The organism is Staphylococcus sp. GDY8P198P, assembly GCF_017891615.1.
Lineage (GTDB): Bacteria > Bacillota > Bacilli > Staphylococcales > Staphylococcaceae > Staphylococcus > Staphylococcus cohnii.
The window spans coordinates 163,534-181,759 of record NZ_JAESJQ010000016.1; the positions used below are offsets into that span (position 1 = coordinate 163,534).

At 30.2% G+C, this 18,226-nt stretch carries 13 protein-coding genes and 1 pseudogene; 5 read left to right on the plus strand and 9 right to left on the minus strand.

The genetic code is table 11. From position 1 onward, the window contains the following. Positions 1-204: 204 nt before the first annotated feature. From yhaM to xdrA, 6 genes are all read right to left on the minus strand, one after another. On the minus strand, positions 205-1,146 hold the full coding sequence (gene yhaM, locus KA824_RS11125) for a 3'-5' exoribonuclease YhaM (protein WP_107385246.1): 942 nt from the start codon (positions 1,144-1,146) through the stop codon (positions 205-207). After that, positions 1,146-4,079, minus strand: coding sequence for an ATP-binding protein (locus KA824_RS11130; protein ID WP_181187700.1), 2,934 nt, complete (start codon positions 4,077-4,079; stop codon positions 1,146-1,148). The genes yhaM and KA824_RS11130 overlap by 1 nt, the downstream gene beginning before the upstream one ends. Before the next feature lies 1 nt (position 4,080). Next, the gene (locus KA824_RS11135; protein WP_107385247.1) at positions 4,081-5,265 is read right to left on the minus strand and encodes a metallophosphoesterase family protein; all 1,185 of its coding nucleotides are present in this window, start codon (positions 5,263-5,265) and stop codon (positions 4,081-4,083) included. Positions 5,266-5,730: 465 nt separating this feature from the next. Beyond that, positions 5,731-6,075: a YlbF/YmcA family competence regulator gene (locus KA824_RS11140; protein ID WP_019468127.1), complete on the minus strand. Its 345-nt coding sequence runs from the start codon at positions 6,073-6,075 to the stop codon at positions 5,731-5,733. 69 nt (positions 6,076-6,144) lie between these two features. Then, a complete protein-coding gene (locus KA824_RS11145) occupies positions 6,145-7,275 on the minus strand; it encodes a DUF445 domain-containing protein (protein WP_181187699.1) in 1,131 nt (376 codons plus the stop codon). 412 nt (positions 7,276-7,687) lie between these two features. Then, positions 7,688-8,152: an XRE family transcriptional regulator XdrA gene (gene xdrA / locus KA824_RS11150; RefSeq protein ID WP_019468125.1), complete on the minus strand. Its 465-nt coding sequence runs from the start codon at positions 8,150-8,152 to the stop codon at positions 7,688-7,690. 413 nt (positions 8,153-8,565) lie between these two features. Between xdrA and purU the strand changes: the two genes are divergently transcribed. Beyond that, positions 8,566-9,417, plus strand: coding sequence for a formyltetrahydrofolate deformylase (purU, locus tag KA824_RS11155; RefSeq protein ID WP_119536081.1), 852 nt, complete (start codon positions 8,566-8,568; stop codon positions 9,415-9,417). A gap of 598 nt (positions 9,418-10,015) precedes the next feature. Here purU and KA824_RS11160 read toward each other — a convergent pair. Beyond that, positions 10,016-10,213 (minus strand): hypothetical protein, encoded by a 198-nt coding sequence (locus tag KA824_RS11160; protein WP_181187698.1) that lies wholly within the window; start codon positions 10,211-10,213, stop codon positions 10,016-10,018. Between the two features lie 707 nt (positions 10,214-10,920). Between KA824_RS11160 and KA824_RS13040 the strand changes: the two are divergent. The 4 genes and pseudogenes from KA824_RS13040 to KA824_RS11175 all read left to right on the plus strand — a co-directional run. Then, a pseudogene (locus KA824_RS13040) lies at positions 10,921-11,119 on the plus strand (IS3-like element ISLmo1 family transposase); the annotation flags it as partial. Between the two features lie 284 nt (positions 11,120-11,403). Further along, positions 11,404-13,653, plus strand: coding sequence for a formate C-acetyltransferase (gene pflB, locus KA824_RS11165; protein ID WP_181187697.1), 2,250 nt, complete (start codon positions 11,404-11,406; stop codon positions 13,651-13,653). Between the two features lie 23 nt (positions 13,654-13,676). Beyond that, on the plus strand, positions 13,677-14,426 hold the full coding sequence (gene pflA / locus KA824_RS11170; RefSeq protein WP_181187696.1) for a pyruvate formate-lyase-activating protein: 750 nt from the start codon (positions 13,677-13,679) through the stop codon (positions 14,424-14,426). Between the two features lie 184 nt (positions 14,427-14,610). Next, a complete protein-coding gene (locus KA824_RS11175) occupies positions 14,611-14,925 on the plus strand; it encodes a hypothetical protein (protein ID WP_226952017.1) in 315 nt (104 codons plus the stop codon). Between the two features lie 199 nt (positions 14,926-15,124). Here KA824_RS11175 and KA824_RS11180 read toward each other — a convergent pair whose 3' ends face one another. Continuing rightward, positions 15,125-16,408 carry a dicarboxylate/amino acid:cation symporter gene (locus KA824_RS11180; protein ID WP_107384713.1) on the minus strand — a complete coding sequence of 428 codons (1,284 nt, stop codon included), beginning with the start codon at positions 16,406-16,408 and terminating at the stop codon, positions 15,125-15,127. A gap of 587 nt (positions 16,409-16,995) precedes the next feature. Then, entirely contained in the window at positions 16,996-17,964 is a 969-nt protein-coding gene (locus KA824_RS11185) for a zinc ribbon domain-containing protein (protein ID WP_181187695.1), read from the minus strand. Positions 17,965-18,226: the final 262 nt, after the last annotated feature.

Sequence of the window (18,226 nt, forward strand, 5' to 3'; positions counted from 1 at the left end):
ACTACTCACCTAAGTCAAATTATCCCATGAATAAAAAACTGGCGACTCATCCCTACTACAATATATTACATGTAATTTTTCACGGTCTGAACCGAATGAGTTTACATGTAAAAAGGACTAGTCCATGCAAAATTGGATTAGTCCATGCAAAATTGGATTAGTCCTTTTTAAAAATTTATTTTTTTAACGTATATTATTTTTTGTTTAATCCAATGATGTTGGATTGTAAAATTGTCTACCCTCAAGTCCAAATATACGTTCAGTAAATTGACCTTTTGGTGTTTTTTTATATGCTTTTTCAAACATATTCATTTTTGCATCAATATTATCGATGAAATATAAAATTTCCGCTTCTTTCATATGTGGTAGTTTTGGAGAGCCAAATTCCATTTTTCCATGATGCGCTAATATCATATGACGTAGTAATAATACCTCTTCGCCTTCTATTTTTAATTCTCGAGCAGCATCTGCTACTTCATCACTTGCTATAGAAATGTGACCTAATAAATTGCCTTCAACTGTATATGTTGTTGCAACAGGACCACTTAATTCTTTAACTTTACCAAGGTCATGTAAAATAATAGAACTATATAACAAGCTACGGTTTAACAGTGGATATATATCACAAATAGATTTTGCGACACGTAACATTGTTAATACGTGATAACTTAACCCACTTGAAAAATTATGATGATGTGTACTTGCTGCAGGGAATGTAAAAAATTCCGTTTGATATTTGCGCAATAAATGTCTTGTAATACGTTGTAAATTTGCATTTTCAATTTCCAAAATATAATGAGAGACTTCTTCTTTGATTTCTTCTGGTGTCAGCGGGGCGCCATCTACGAAATCATGTATGTTTAAATCTGCTTCATCTGAAGCTAATTTAATTTTATTAATTTTCATCTGTTTACGCCCACGATAATTTATAACATCACCAATTACGTGTACAATTTTTTCTGGTTCTAGCACGCGCATATCTTCCTTAGTAGCAGTCCATAATTTGGCTTCTATATCTCCACTTTTATCTTGAAGATATATCGTCATATAGTCTTTCCCTTGAGCAGTCACACCTTGTGTCGCTTTATGAATCAAGAAATAGTGATCAACTGAATCTCCAGGATTTAATTTTTCTACATTTCTCATTATTTACCGCCTTCCTCAGGTTTATTCAAAGTAATAATTTGTTTTGAAGGCACACTTGTATCCTTGACACATGTAAAGTATAAAATTTGATAATCATTAGGCATTTGTCTTAGATAATTCATCATCGTTTCTTTTCTATGTTTATCAAAATGTACAAATGCATCATCAATAATTACAGGGAATGGATAGTAAGGTTTTAATGTTTTAATTAAACTTAAACGCAATGCGATATATAGTATTTCTTTAGTAGACTGGCTTAATTCAATTGGTTCGTACATTTGACCATTCACTTGTTTTACCATTAAATCTTCATTCGCATAAGTAACTTGTACATAATTTCCATTTGTCAAATGTGCAAAGATCTCTGTCGCTTCATTTATCACTTGTGGTAAACGCTTGTCTTTAATTTGTTTAATATGTCCTTCCACTAAAGATTGTAAGTAGCTGAGACTTGCCCAATCTTTCGCTTCATCGTTCACTCTATTTTTCAAAATATGGAACTTATGACGTAAATCCGCTAGTGTCTTATCTGTTTCCATATCCGTGATTTTAGCGTTTAAATCACTGACTTCTGATTGCATTTCTAAATACTGGTCATTATAATTATCTACTTGTCTTTCCAACACTTCATCTTCTTCAGATAATTGTGCATATGTTTTTTGGCTTAACATGGAACTAGCTTCGTAATTATAATTTTGGTTTTCCAGATATTTTGTTAAATCATTAAAACGATTTAATTGTTGGTGATAAGCTTGGTATTGTGCATGTTGATAATAATATGATTCTTCATCATTTACACTTACAAAGTTAAATAACTGTGAAATCACATTACTATTCTCATTTAAACGATGTTTAAGCTGTGATAATTCACTTTCTATTAAAGCGATTTGTTCTTGATTCCTATTCCATTTATCTAAATTCGTTGTTTCTTCTTTTAACCATTGATTTACATCATGAAATAAAGATAGCGTGTTAAAAGTCGTAAATTGATTTTGAGTTACTGCTTTGGCATGTTCATAAAATGTATTTAATGCTTGTTGTAACTCAATTTTTTGATCGTTCAATTCAACCGTATGATTGTCATAATCCTTAATTTTATTCATCGTCGCAATACTATCAATAATGAGTTCGTCTGAAATTTTATCAGATAAATGTAATTCATCTTTAATTTGGTTAATCTCATTATCTGATTTTGAATATTGGTGCTGAGCCGCTTCTAAATTAGAAGATAAATAATTTGCTTTTTTATCTAAAGCTTCTTTCGTTTTAATAGCATTATGAAATTGTTCGCGAATCCTATTTTGATCATCTAAATCAAAATCCAAATTATAATTAGCTTCTAAATCATTTATTTGGTGTTGCAAATCTTCAATTTCATTAGAAAATGTTTCACTATGTCCAATCTCTTTTGATTTAACTAAAAATATTCCTACGATAAATATAAGAGAAAGTATTGCAAATACAATACCAAAGACTAAATTAGCAGAAATAAATGAAAAGATTGTTAATCCAATACCAACAACCGCTAATATAATCAAAGCAAATCGGAAAATATTCTGCTTGCGTTCATTTTCTTGTTGTTCTTTATCAAACGCTTCTTTCATTTTTTGATATAAATTATTCTTCTCTTGAAGTTCAAACACACGATTGTTATATTGCTTTTTCTTTTCATAATTTTCATCAGACACAATATCTTTTTCTAATGCATCCATCTCAGTTTGATTTGTTTCTTTATCAATTTTATTTTCTTCAATATTGCGTTCTAATTGTTGAATAAAAGCAGTCTGTTCTTGTTTATTTTTAATTTGATTACTTACGTGACTCTTCATTGCCTCTGAACTGTCTACTTCATGGTATACATCTTGCCATCCAATATTAGACTTTAAGCCTGATTTTTCACGTTCTTTATCTTGAATTTCTTTTTCAACTGATTTTAATTCGTATTCTTTTTGTTTAATTTCATTTTCTTGTTGCTGTATATGGTTAAAAGCATCTAAATCAGATTGCTTAGGGACATTGATTTTTTCGTTTTCACTTTTCAAGTGTGCTAATCGCTCTTCTCTTAAACCAATATCTCTTTTTAAATTTTGCGTTTGAATTTTTGCAGATTCATAGCGATCAATACCTTGTTCAGGAAATGTGACAGGTTCGATATTTAATTGGGTTTCTAGCGTTTTCCACTCTTGTGTTTGTTCATGTAAAGCTAATTCTTTTTGTTTACGGTCATGCATTTTAGACAGTTGATTTAAATTTTGTTTCAAATTTTCTAATCGTCGATCAGCTTTATCTTTATCATCTACTAAGCGTTTATAAGAGGATAGCTTTTCTTCTTCTTCTCGAATTTGACGCTCTAATGACTTCAATTCTTCAAGTTGTTGATTAATCATTGGATTTCTACCATTTTTCTTATACAACATTTCTTTTTTATCATTCAAAATTTCACGCATACTAGTAAATTCTGTTGATCCTAATGCACCAGCCTGAAGTAAATAGTTTTGTAATTGCGTTTCATCCATATTTTTATGAATATTTTGTAGACCTAATACATCAAATGAAAATATACCTTGGTATGTACGTTTTGAGATAAAATTAAGTTCTTTTTTTAACCAGCTTTCATCTTTGATGGCGCCGTTTGGTAGATAAACTTTAACGTCTCCAGTTGCTGCACCTTTGATACGTTCAATTTCTATCAAAGAACCATCATCTTGAATCAATGTAAGTTTTCCGCCATATTGATTACCTAAACGTGGTTCTAGTCGTGGTTCATTTTCTTTCTTAGTTGGAAAACCGAATAGGATAGAATGTATAAATGCCTGTATCGTAGACTTTCCTGACTCATTTTCTCCATATATTTCTGTGAAATGTTCATCAAATTGAATGGTTCTTTGAATAAATCTACCATAACCATATATATCTAATGATTTAATCTTCATTTTATTCCCCCCTCATATCTGATTTTAATAATAATTCCGCTCGCTTAATTAATTCACGACGATCAAAATCATCATAATTTTCTAGGTATTTGGAAGCTTTTGGATTAAGATATAAATCATTCATAGCTTGCTCATAAACTGAATTATCTTCAATCAAATCTGGTGAAAATTCTTTAACAAGAGTCGTTTTATCATCATCTTTATTCTTTATTTTTAAATCTTCTATAAACACAAAATTATGCTCATTTTCTTCATATTCGCTAATCATTTCATGTACTTGCATTAAATCTTGATCAGAAATAATTTCGTCTGAATTGACATGTACTACTAATTGATAAATTGCTTTACCGTGAGCTCTAACTTGTGATTTAAAGTCTTGTATTGCGTCAAACAAACCTTGTTTTGAAGTCATGTCTGTATCTATTTCAGCTTTCTCAAAACGAATAAACTGGGTTGGCACAAATTTAGCATTTAGATGTAAATCATCTCCCTCTATTAATAGGCAGCCTTTTTCTCCAGTTTCTTTGAAATGACGACCTTGAATATTACCAGGATAATGAATTTGAGGCATATCACTTAGTTGTTGTCGCTCGTGTATATGACCAAGTGCCCAATAATGATAAAGTTTATTGTTTAAATCTTCCAATCTAAATTCCGTATAACGGTCTTTTGTGTTCGTTTTGCTATATGTACCATGTAAAATACCTATATGGATACCTTTTTGGCCTTGGCTTGATGGATAAGCATCAAGCTTATTTTCGTAACTCGCTTCATTTTGATAGCTGAAACCGTGTAAATATATTTCTTCGCCATTTTTGGTAATTGTTTGATATGTTTCTACATTTTCAGAAAAAACAGAAACGTTCTCTGGCCATTCAGTACCTATAGATGAAGAAAGCGGATCATGATTACCATGACAAAGATAAACAAATATTTGTTCTTTTGATAGTCGTTCAAATTGCTCTTTTAAGAACACTTCAGCACGGAGTGTTCTATTATGACTATCAAATAAATCCCCTGCTATAATCATAAAATCTACTTCTTCATTTAACGCTAAATCCACGATTTTTTTAAAACTTTCATATGCGCTTTTTTGCATATCTTCAAATATCGATTGACTTAAGTAGCTTCTAGACTTAAATGGACTATCTAAATGTAAATCTGCACAATGAATAAATTTAACCATATAGTTATAGTTCTCCTTTATTTAAAGGTTTTTATAAAAAGCATGAAAACTAGGCATTTATTTTGAGATTTAAAAAACTCTACTAATACCTATGTACATGCTAATACCTTGTATCTCTTTATTTTACCACACCGACTATTGTACAGTCGATAAAACAAAAAAGCTGAAACATAAATAAATGTCTCAGCTTGAAATTCAATATTAACCATGGTTCATTGAATAAAAAATGAACTATTATCCAGCAATTAAAGAACTCATTTATCGGAATCAATTCTTTTGTATATCACTTCTCAATATATTGAGTTTATCATACATATGCTTGAATAAAAGTTCATATATTTCTTTCAATTATGGTTGTGGCCATGTATTGATTTCAAAAATCAATTTTTACATAGCAACACATTAAATATTTTTAACTTTTTATAAAAACTTTAGATTATTTTTAAAAATAAACATTCTGATTAATTAGTCAGCGTAAATTTCATCTAAAGGTTTAACAATGATTTGATTAATTTCTTGGAATACTTGGCTCATGTTTTGCTCAGCAGCCATTAATTCTGAAATGTTAGAATCATTTTCGATTTTTTGTGCTTGTTCTTGAGCTTTTTGTAATTCCTCTTCACCAATTTCTTCACCTTGCATTTGTTTTTGTTGGAAGTTTAATTGTGTTTCACGGAATTCATCAAAAAGTGCTTTTGATTCATCATTTTCTTTTACTTTAGCATAAGCTTTTTGAATTGCTTGATATTCATCACTTTCTCTTAAAGCTTGTTCTAATTGATTTGCATGATCGTATAAATTTACTGCCACTGTGCTTCACTCCTTTATTTGTATATGTGTTATAACCACATCGATATTACAATAACATAATTTAATATGTTATACAAAAATTGCAATCACACCTTGTAATAAACCTATGATGCCGCCTAATAAAAAGCCTAAAAGCATAATTAATTTCAACTCTTTATTTGCGATATCTATGATTAAGCGTTCAATATATGCTAAATCAAATGAATTTATCTGTTCTTCAACCATTTGTCTTAGGTTGATTTTTTTCATGATTGGAGAAATATGTTTAGAACCTTTATCAATAATCAATTCTGTAAGTTGTTTTGAAATTTTTGTTTCTAAGAATGTTATAAATTCTGGCATTACTTCTTTCAGTGGTCGATTCGATATATTATCTATGTTTGCATAGTTCATAAGTAAATCAGCAACCGTTACCTTAAGCGAATCGAATTGATCTTCATTGATGATTTCTACTAACGTTTTTGATTTAAATGTTGCGTATTCATTTTCAATAATCTGCTTTGCAATTGCTTTAGCTTTAGGATGATTTGTTAATCTAATCAATTCATGTTGTATTCGATCTGCAATGCTTTCTCTAGTCATAAACATCTGTAGCAAACCTACGATTTTACCTTTCTCATTAAAGAAAGTATCTAACATTGATGCTATATCAGCAGTGCCTTTTTCTGATTTAAGATAGACGCGTGCACGTTCAAACAATAATTCAGGTACTCCATCTACCTTTGCATCAATATTTTTTTCAATATCTGAAGGAATCATTTGTTTTATAGGAGTTTCTTTATATTCAGCATAATATTGTTCTAATTTATTATTGATAACCGAATACATTTTATCATTAGTAACCTGTACAACATCAACATCGAAACTTTTCGTCAACGATTGAATCGTCACATGGTCTGTTTTTAATTTTTGAATCTGTTTTAAGATTAATGATTCGATTGCTTCTCTTGATTTAGGTGCATTTAATTTTGACTTAATTAATGTTTCAGTCAATAGGTGTTCTTCAATAACTTGTCCAATTTTATCTGCAATTTCTGCTCTTCTTTTAGGTATTAACCCAGGTGTAAAAGGAATACGTTTATTAAAAATATAGTAAGTTTTAAACGGATGAAATAACATTCTTACAGCAATTACATTTGTGACGCCACCTATTATTGCTCCAATAATCATCATCGCTATAATTATTAAAAAAGCGTGCATAGTTAATTCTCCTTCAAATAAAATTTGTTATAAACTGAAGGTACATTCATATCAGTCATTTTTACATTGTATAACATATATCAAAAAAATGTGTATACTATTTGTTATTTTTTAAAAACAAAATTGCTTGGCAGCAATAATTATGAGTATATTCAATTTGTATTAGTATAAATTCAAAAAAAAAGAGCGATTTAGAAATCAATCAACATTTGATTTCCCGTGTTCGCTCTTACAATGATGTATTCTTTTTTATCATAGGTCAAAAACTGTATCAACTTGCCTATTAAGTTCAGTTCATTTGTTCATGACCGATTTCAATTAAACTTTAGTGACTAAACCATTCAATATATAAGCTATAACTTTATTAGTTAATGTTATAAATAATGATTCTTCTATCACAAAATGCATTTATTTATACGTGCATTAATTCTTCTTTAGAAACTCTACCAAAATATGTTTCAGCTTCTCTTAATTTAGAAGTACCAAAAATAGGTTGTGTTTCCTGATTTAGTACACGGTAGATATCACTTACTTTATTGCTTTGTAGAATATAGCCGTTACGAGTATCAACTGTGTTCCAATATATATCACTAGTTGTAGAATGATTTGGATACGCACAATGGTTACGTGAAATTGTTTGTACCATTTCTAACGGATCGCAACCGAAAGTACTATTTAGAACATCAGAATCTCTAAATAATGCACAAATTGACACACATGTTGTCCAGTTGGGCAATACTCTCTCTTTTTCAATTTGTACTAGTGTCTTTTTTGAAAGACCAATCGTTTGTGCCATTGTATCTTGCGTGTAACCTGCTTCAATACGCACCATTTTAAATTTTGTTTGAATTAAATCTGTAAAACTCTGTCTATCCATTACTTTAATCTACCTTTCATAAAAGAATATTTTATCCGGACACAAGAAATTGCAATAATACACGTTTCTTGAAACACAAATTACATCTTAATACAATTTGCGATAAAATAAAAGAGCGAAATGATATTTTCGTTGTTTTTTGTTATTTGCGAAATTATCTAAATAATCAATCTTATATCCTATAATTAACTTAAACACTTATACCACTTTTATTGTAAGCGCATAACAAGCATGAAATGTGATTATATTTTTTACTTATTACTCTTTTGATATAAAAACACTATTCATTATTATATCTTAATTTTTACTTTTTGGCATATACTTTGCCTTAAACAATTGAAAATGATCATTTATTTACTTTTTTCAGAATTTTCATTATAATCAGGGTTACTTTAATAATTGAGGTGTAAAAGATGACAGAGAAATATATTTTACTTGCAACTTGTACAGATAAAGTCGGTATTACTTCATTAATTACTAATAAAATTGCTCAATATCATTCTAATATTCTACATTTAGATCATTTTACAGAATACGACCATTCACCAAATGCTACAGGTCAATTATATTTGAGATTAGAATTTGAAAATGTACCATCATTGAAAGAAGATTTAGAAACAACGTTGCAAACACATCAAATAGATTTTAAACTCTTTGACAATCAACAACATACAAAAATAGCACTTTTTGTTTCTAAGGAAGATCATGCTTTCAACGAAATTTTATTACGTGTTAACAGAAATGAATTGCCTGCCGAAATTGTGTGTATCGTTAGTAATCACGAAAACAATAGACAATTCGCAGAAACACTTCATATCCCTTTTTATTACATACCGAGCAACGAAGATAAAGAAATCGTAGAAAGAAAAATACTAGATGTTTGTTCTGAGCATCAAGTTGAACTCATCGTGTTAGCAAAATATATGCAAATACTATCCGATCATTTTGTCAGTCACTATCCAAATCAAATCATCAATATTCATCACTCATTCCTACCGTCATTTATAGGGGCAAATCCTTATAAACAAGCATGGGAACGCGGTGTCAAATTAGTTGGAGCAACAAGTCATTATGTTACTTCTGACCTGGATGAAGGTCCAATCATAGATCAAGACGTTATCCGAATTAATCATCGGTACAATGTACAAGATTTACGTAAAATTGGTCGGCATGTTGAATCAAGTGTGTTAGCTCAAGCTGTAGAATATCATGTGCTTCATAAGGTGATTGTGACTGCGAATAGTAAGACAATTGTTTTTAATTAATATTCATAAAAAACCTGAAATAGCTTTTTGCTCTGAACATAATTTGTGGGAATAAAATAAAAACACTTCTGTTGAATTCATTTAAAATGAAAAATACGGAGGTGTTTTTTTCTATGAAAGGAGTTGCTTACTCATTAGAAATGAAAATGAAGGTTACAGTTCAAGCGAAATTATGGAAACATTAAACATTAGAAAAAGTTCACAAGTGAAAACTTGGTGGAAATGATAAAACCCATAGATACTACCAACAAGTTGGTAAACAATATTTATATGGTAAGGATATTGGATAATTAAATAATGAAGAAAAGTTAAGAATATAAAACAGAGGAAAAAAGCTGAAATTGATGTTTTAAAAAGTACAAGGAATTGGAAAGGAAGTTGAGCCAAAATAATTATACAAGTCGTTGAAGCATTGAACTTAATATATTCAATTAAACTAGTATTAAAATTATTTGATATTTCAAAATCAACTTATTATCGTTAGAAACACAAATGTGATGAAGCTAATTCAACTACTTAAGAGATTAACTCTATTCGTCAAATTTATCACAGTATAAATAAAAGCACTTATAAATTAATATAAGCGCCTAAATCAACTTTAGTTAGAATGTTGATTATTATCTTTTTTAAAATTATATATGCATGATGCAATACCTAAGCCAAATACTAAAATTATAAGAATATATACTGAATAATTATCTGTTTGTATATAAAACTTAAATAAAGCAAAGCTTAAAAATGCAACAATGTAATAAACTGGTATGAATTTTTTAGACCAAAATATTGAATTTTCCATATCAATTCTCCTAATAATTATTTAGAAACAAGATGCAGCAGCTCCAGTAGCAGCTCCAGAAACGCCACCTACTATTCCACCAGCAACCGTACCAATTCCAGGTACCGCTGAACCGACTCCTGCTCCACCTAGTCCACCAGTGCCTGTTCCACCAGCTGTGCCTAGAGTACATTTAGCCCATCCTTCTTTTTGGTTCTTATCTAAAACTTGGATATCATATCCATCTTTTGTTTCTTTTTATTTTAATACTATGTCTTTATCATCTTTATCTTTTGCTTCTGTAGGTAACTTTTCAGTTTTACCATTCTGATCTTTTCAAGTTACTACGCCATTGTCATTTTGAGTACTTGTAACCCCGTCACTTTACTTAATATGCAATGCGCTTTCGGTAGGCTGACTTAATTTAACATTATCTTTACTTACCCCTGATCCTACTATAATGATAAATAAAAACCACTTTCTATTATGTCACAATAATATTACAAAATCATTGAAACTTGGATACAACACTATCAGAAAAGTCTGAAAGTAAAAAGGTTTTTTGAAAATCCTTTCAATTTTTATTTATCTAATCATTTATATTTATTATTTTCATTAATATAAATGGCAATTATCTAAACTTAAGTTGTTATGTATGTGGGCTTTAGCAACTTTAATTTCATAATCTTCAATCATTAATTGTGATGTATTCATACCTTAGATATTACTTATTTACCTTAAACCAAATAAAAATACCTAATGGATGCCTATTTCATAGCAATTAATTAAGTGTGTATACATCATATGAATATTATAAATTATGCGAAGAAAAAATCATTACCCGAAGCATGTCCCCCCAAGGGAATTCCAGCTGATAATGCCTTAATCGAATGTTTCCATTCCTCGCTAAAGTGTGAAACGTTATATTAAACAACGGGCTTAATAACTCTAATTAAATTGTAATAGATATTGTCGAAAATTACTTTCAAAACTACTATGTTTAGCTTTTTCTATTAAATCTTAATTAATTATACACTTTTAAAACTGTTCTATAACAGACCTATAACATACCTTAAGTGTATTACTTTTTAATACAGATTCCAAAAGCTTTCACATTTTAGATTAAAATTATTCAAAAACTTTGTGATTTTTTTAACAAAACAAATGATATAATTATTGTGAAAAAATAACATACTTTTGGAGGTAATGATATGTTAAAAGAAAATAATATGCAATCCACAGCATGGAATGATTTTAAAAAAGGTCGCTGGCAACATCATGTAGATGTAAGAGAATTTATTCAACTAAATTACACATTATACGAAGGTGATGATCAATTTTTAGAAAGTCCTACAGAAGCAACAACTAAGCTTTGGGATCAAGTCATGCAATTGTCTAAAGAAGAACGTGAACGCGGTGGTATGTGGGACATGGACACAAAAATCCCTTCTACCATCACTTCTCACGAGGCAGGTTATCTAAATAAAGAATTAGAAAGCATAGTAGGTGTCCAAACCGATAAACCATTCAAACGTTCAATGCAACCTTTTGGTGGTATTCGCATGGCCAAAGCAGCTTGTGAAGCGTATGGTTATGATTTAAATAGTGAAACTGAAAAAATATTTACTGACTATCGTAAAACGCATAACCAAGGAGTATTCGATGCATACTCCAAAGAAATGCTAAATTGCAGAAAGGCTGGGATCATTACTGGACTTCCAGATGCGTACGGTCGTGGACGTATTATTGGAGATTACCGCAGAGTCGCTTTATATGGTGTAGACTTCCTAATGCAGAAAAAAATGGAAGATTTCAACAATATGTCTAAAGAAATGTCAGAAGATGTCATTCGATTACGCGAAGAATTGTCTGAACAATACCGAGCATTAAATGAATTGAAAACATTAGGTAATATTTATGGATTTGACTTAAGTCGCCCAGCTTATAACTTTAAAGAAGCAGTACAATGGTTGTACTTAGCATATTTAGCAGCGATTAAAGAACAAAACGGTGCAGCTATGAGCTTAGGTCGTACTTCAACATTTTTAGATATCTATGCTGAAAGAGATTTAAACAATGGATTGATTACAGAACGTGAAGTGCAAGAAATCATAGACCACTTTATTATGAAATTACGTATCGTAAAATTCGCGCGAACACCTGACTATAATGAGTTATTCTCTGGTGATCCTACTTGGGTAACAGAATCAATCGGTGGTGTAGGTATTGACGGACGTGCATTAGTAACTAAAAACTCATTCCGATTCTTACATTCACTAGATAATTTAGGTCCAGCACCTGAACCAAACCTCACAGTATTATGGTCAGTTCGCCTACCTGACAATTTTAAAACATATTGCGCAATAATGAGTATTAAAACAAGTGCAATTCAATATGAAAATGATGACTTAATGAGAGAATCTTATGGTGATGATTATGGTATTGCATGTTGTGTGTCTGCTATGACAATTGGTAAACAAATGCAATTTTTTGGCGCTCGTGCTAATTTAGCAAAAACATTATTATATGCTATTAATGGAGGAGTAGATGAAAAATCAGGACGTCAAGTTGGGCCTGCCTATGAAAGTATAAAAACAGAAATCCTAGATTATGATGAAGTATTTGAAAAATTTGATAAAATGATGGATTGGTTAGCTGGAGTATATATTAATTCACTTAATATTATTCATTATATGCATGATAAGTATAGTTATGAACGTATAGAAATGGCATTGCACGATACAAATATCATTAGAACAATGGCTACAGGTATAGCTGGTCTTTCTGTTGCTGCAGATTCATTATCTGCAATCAAATATGCAAAAGTAAAACCTATTCGAGATGAAAATGGTATTGTTACAGATTTTGAAATTGAAGGTGATTTTCCTAAATATGGCAATAATGATGCACGTGTCGATGATTTAGCAATAGACCTTGTAGAACGCTTTATGACAAAATTACGTAGTCATAAAACTTATCGCAATTCGGAACATACAATGAGTGTATTAACGATAACATCAAATGTTGTATATGGTAAGAAGACTGGAAATACACCAGATGGTCGTAAAGCTGGAGAACCATTTGCACCAGGTGCAAACCCTATGCATGGACGTGACCAAAAAGGCGCACTTTCTTCACTTAGTACCGTAGCAAAAATACCTTATGATTGTTGTAAAGATGGTATTTCTAACACATTTAGCATCGTTCCAAAATCACTAGGTAAGGAAAGTAATGATCAATGTAAAAATCTCACAAGTATGTTGGATGGCTATGCAATGCAACACGGACATCACTTAAACATTAATGTATTTAATAGGGAAACACTATTAGATGCAATGGAACACCCTGAAGCATATCCACAATTAACGATTCGTGTTTCTGGTTATGCCGTTAACTTTATTAAATTAACACGAGAACAACAATTAGATGTAATTTCACGTACTTTCCATGAAAAAATGTAATTTGAATTTAAGGCGGCCTATATATGTTAAAAGGACATTTACATTCTGTTGAAAGTTTGGGTACCGTTGATGGTCCAGGATTACGCTATATTTTATTTACCCAAGGTTGTTTACTAAGATGTTTATACTGTCATAATCCAGACACTTGGAAAATAAATGACTATACACGCGCAGTTACAGTTGATGAAATGGTAAACGAAATAATACCTTTCAAACCATATTTTGATGCATCAAATGGAGGTGTGACAGTAAGTGGTGGTGAGCCTTTACTACAAATTAAATTCTTAACCTCCCTATTTCAATCGTTAAAAAAATATGATATTCATACCTGTATAGATACATCAGCTGGTACTGCGAAAAATACACCCACTTTTGAAAAACAATTAGATGCTTTATTAAAATATACAGACTTAATATTATTAGATATTAAACATATTGATAATGCTAAACATAAGGAATTAACTGGCCAACCTAATACACATATATTAAACTTTGCTAAAACACTTTCTCGTAAAAGACAGCCTGTTTGGATAAGACATGTGCTGGTGCCAGGTCTTACAGATAATAAACAAGATTTGATGCGGTTAGGTGAATTTATAAATTCACTCGATAACGTTAAGCGCTTTGAAATACTGCCATATCACCAACTAGGTGTGCATAAATGGCAATCACTAGGTATAACTTATGTGTTAAAGCATAAAGAAGCACCTACTGAGGCTGAAGTAAAACAAGCATATCAATATGTAAATTTTAAAGGTTACACCCCTATTTAACTTTATTTAGACACATTAAAATTATCGCGGTTATTAAAATGTATCAAATCAAAAAAGTAGTGAATGATATCATTTGAAATGTAGATATCATTCACTACTTTTATTTTTTGCTATTGAACATGAAATTAAATAATATTTTTCAAAATGATATATTAACAGAAACAAATTTTAAGGGGATGTTCATTTGAATACTCATACTTCAACAAAACTAATTTCTATCAGTACTTCTATGAAATTTATTAATGCTCAAATGATTCCAGGAATTTTGACGCTATATAATGATAAAATTACGTTTAAAGCAAAAGGAATAATTGAAAATCATGAAATCAAAAGTTTATTCCCTTTTGATGAACTTCAAAGTGTTAAATTTGGACTATCCTTAACCCCTTTTAGAATAACTATTATGGAATCAGACGGAGAGCCTTGGCTTTTTGACCAGGTTCCAAGAAAAGATGGCAAAAAATTTGTAGAGTTATATAATGTACTTCTTTCTGAATAAGTAACACATTAGGTTAATCTGAAACTAAGCTATCATTGTGATGGTTTAGTTTTTTTATAAAGACAAATACTACTTTTATATATCAACATCTATTTTACAACACTTCTCATGTATATCAACTAAAAAGAGTGGCCAAAACATATAAACGTTAGAGCCACTCTCAGATTTTAAATTCTTTATATTTATATCTATTATTTTATTAACTTTCATTTCTAGCAGCTAATTTTTTATCTTCAGCTTTTGAAATGATAAGCGCACAAGCGGCATCACCTGTAATATTGACAGATGTTCGTGTCATATCTAATAATCTATCAATACCTAAAATAATACCAATTGCTGCTGGATCTAATCCAACGGCATTTAAAACCATTGCTAACATAATCAGTCCAACCCCAGGTACGCCAGCTGTACCAATAGATGCTACAACAGCGATGACCACAACAGTTATAATTTGCATAAATGAAAGCTCTACACCTGAGATTTGTGCAATAAATATTGTCGCAACACCTTGCATGATTGCCGTTCCATCCATGTTTATTGTTGCACCGAGAGGTTGTACGAAAGATGCTACTTCTGGTCTAACACCCATATTTTTTGTACATTTAAGTGATACTGGTAAGGTTGCAGTGGAACTCGAAGCACTAAAACCTAGTGTTATTGCAGGAAGAAACCCCTTAAAGAATTTTAGTGGACTTGATTTAGCCATAAATTTCACCGCTGAACCATATACAACGAAGAAATGGATAAATAGCGCTAGAAGCACTATAAAGAAATACATACCAAGTTGTTGGATAGCTCCAAATCCTGCCCCTGTAAATGCATGTGCAACAAGACCAAAAGTACCTATAGGCGCAAATACGCTCATGATCATCGTTACAATATACATTAAAACTTCGTTGGTTTGCTCAAATAACCGGTGTACCGCTTCAGCTTTCGAACCAACCATTATCAAACCAACCCCTATAAAAATGGCAAATGTAATAATTTGCAACATATTTTCTTCACTCATGGCTTGTAATGGATTTTTAGGAAAAAGATTGATCAGTGTTTGATCAAACGATTGCTTTGCAGCAGAACTTTGTGAATTATCTTCTTTATCTAATGTTTTTTGATAACTTGAAACATCTTCACTTTTTAATAAATCTGATTTCCCTTCACCCGGTTGTAAAACTAAAGCTAAAGTAATCCCAATAATAATAGCTATTGCAGTAGTAGTTAAAAAGAAACTAATCGTTTTCAACCCAATACCACCTAGTAATTTTGGATCACCCACACCTACTACACCTAACACAATTGAAACAAACACAACAGGCACCACTAACATGAAAATTAAATTAAGAAAAATTTGCCCAATAACATTGAAGACATATTTATCAACGTTGACTACAAAACTCGATTGCGCAAACATGTTAAGTATGGAGCCTATTGCTATACCGAGAATTAACGCTATAACAATTTTCAATGAAAGATTTTTAGTCTTCATAATAACATCCCCTTTATGTTTATTAGATATAGTATATAGTAATATTATACATTTTGAAACAAAAGTATATATAGAATTCAAAAAAACAGAACTGATATAATATCAGTTCTGTTATGTATAGATTTTTTTAATAGTATCATAATTCTTAAAATTTTTATTTATAAATTAAATGAGAATAGAGCTTAAAAGCTTTATTCTATCTAAAACAAACGGATTAATTTTGAATTTTATTATACTAAAACCAAATTGCTATCGCTATAAAAACTATAATAATAGGAATAATTCCTTTATTAAAACCGAAAATATTACTAAAGTAGAAACCTATCTCAACAGTAACAAAATATACAAGTATCATTTAAAGAATTACCAATATCTTATTATTTTTTAGTAACCACGCTTCATCATTCTTGTATCCCTTTAATTAAACTCTAGGATTATCGTTTAATAAATATTCTTTCTAAATATCATATATTATGTTATTGAAACACTCAACCATTTTTATTATTTTTCATCTTGTCGAAACAACTTTTATATATATTATATTTTATTTCTTAGAATAAGCATGCATTCACATAGCATTTGAGACTTTAATTTTCCTCGTTAGGATCACTTTCAGTTATGTTCCCAGTTTCTTGGTCAATATAAATTGCATCATGGGCGTGACTAGCATCGCCTTCTCCATAGTTCACTCTATATATACCATTATATTCATCAACAGAGTGGAACCAATAATCATCATCATATTTCTCAAATAAATAATCTTTGCCAATTTTTTCAGCCTTTGATTTACTTGTTATGATTTCATTAGAATCAGATTCATCAGAAGAATCAGTCCTTTCAATTTGTTCTACACTTTCTATACCCTCCACTTTGCTATTTTCATCTACAAATACTTTTACTGTAAAGTCATTATCAGCATTATCATCATACACGATTCCGCCTTCATCTGCTTTCATTGTTGGGTCACCATGTTGGTTTATAAATTGATAAACAGTTATATCATTACTTGGAACAATAAAGTATCTCTCAACTATATCATGATTGTAATGGACTGCTATGCTTCCGTACTGGCTTGCAGAAGTACCAGCGATTATTACACTATCATTAGGTTGACCAAATTTATTTTCTACTTCATCTTTATTCATTCCTATTCTTATAAAACCGTATCCTGATCTATTATCCTGATTCATAAATGTAGTATTAAATGTATCAGTTAAAACATCAATTGTCGGAGCTCCATCCACATCTTCATTATTTTGTGAATCATCCCCTTGTGTATCATTACCACTAATTGAGCTATTATTTGTTCCATTTGAACTAGTATCGTTTTCCCAAAACAGTTTGTAAGCACCAAATAATAGTCCAGCGAGTAACAACAAAAATACTATAATGGTTATTATTATCATAACTATTTTACCACCGTTCTTTTTTGGTGGTTGTGGTGTACCACTATTGTAACTAGAATTTAAGTTATTGTAGCTTACACTTTTACCACATTTATCGCAAAACTTTTGATTATCTTGCAATTTATTCCCACAATTATTACAATACTTCAAAAATACAGCCCCTAACTATTTTAATTTTACACTTATTTATATTATATCCTCAATTTACAAGTAGAACAATATAAATAAAAATATTTTCTCTAAAAATTTTAAATAATTTATCATTAAACTAAACCACAATAAACGTTATATAATTATTGCATTTTTATTAAAATATCCATTTTATTATTACAATGTAAAAAACTATAATTACTACATTTTAGTCACTAATATAAACTGATAAGTAAAAGTCTAATTTTCTTTAAATTTTTAA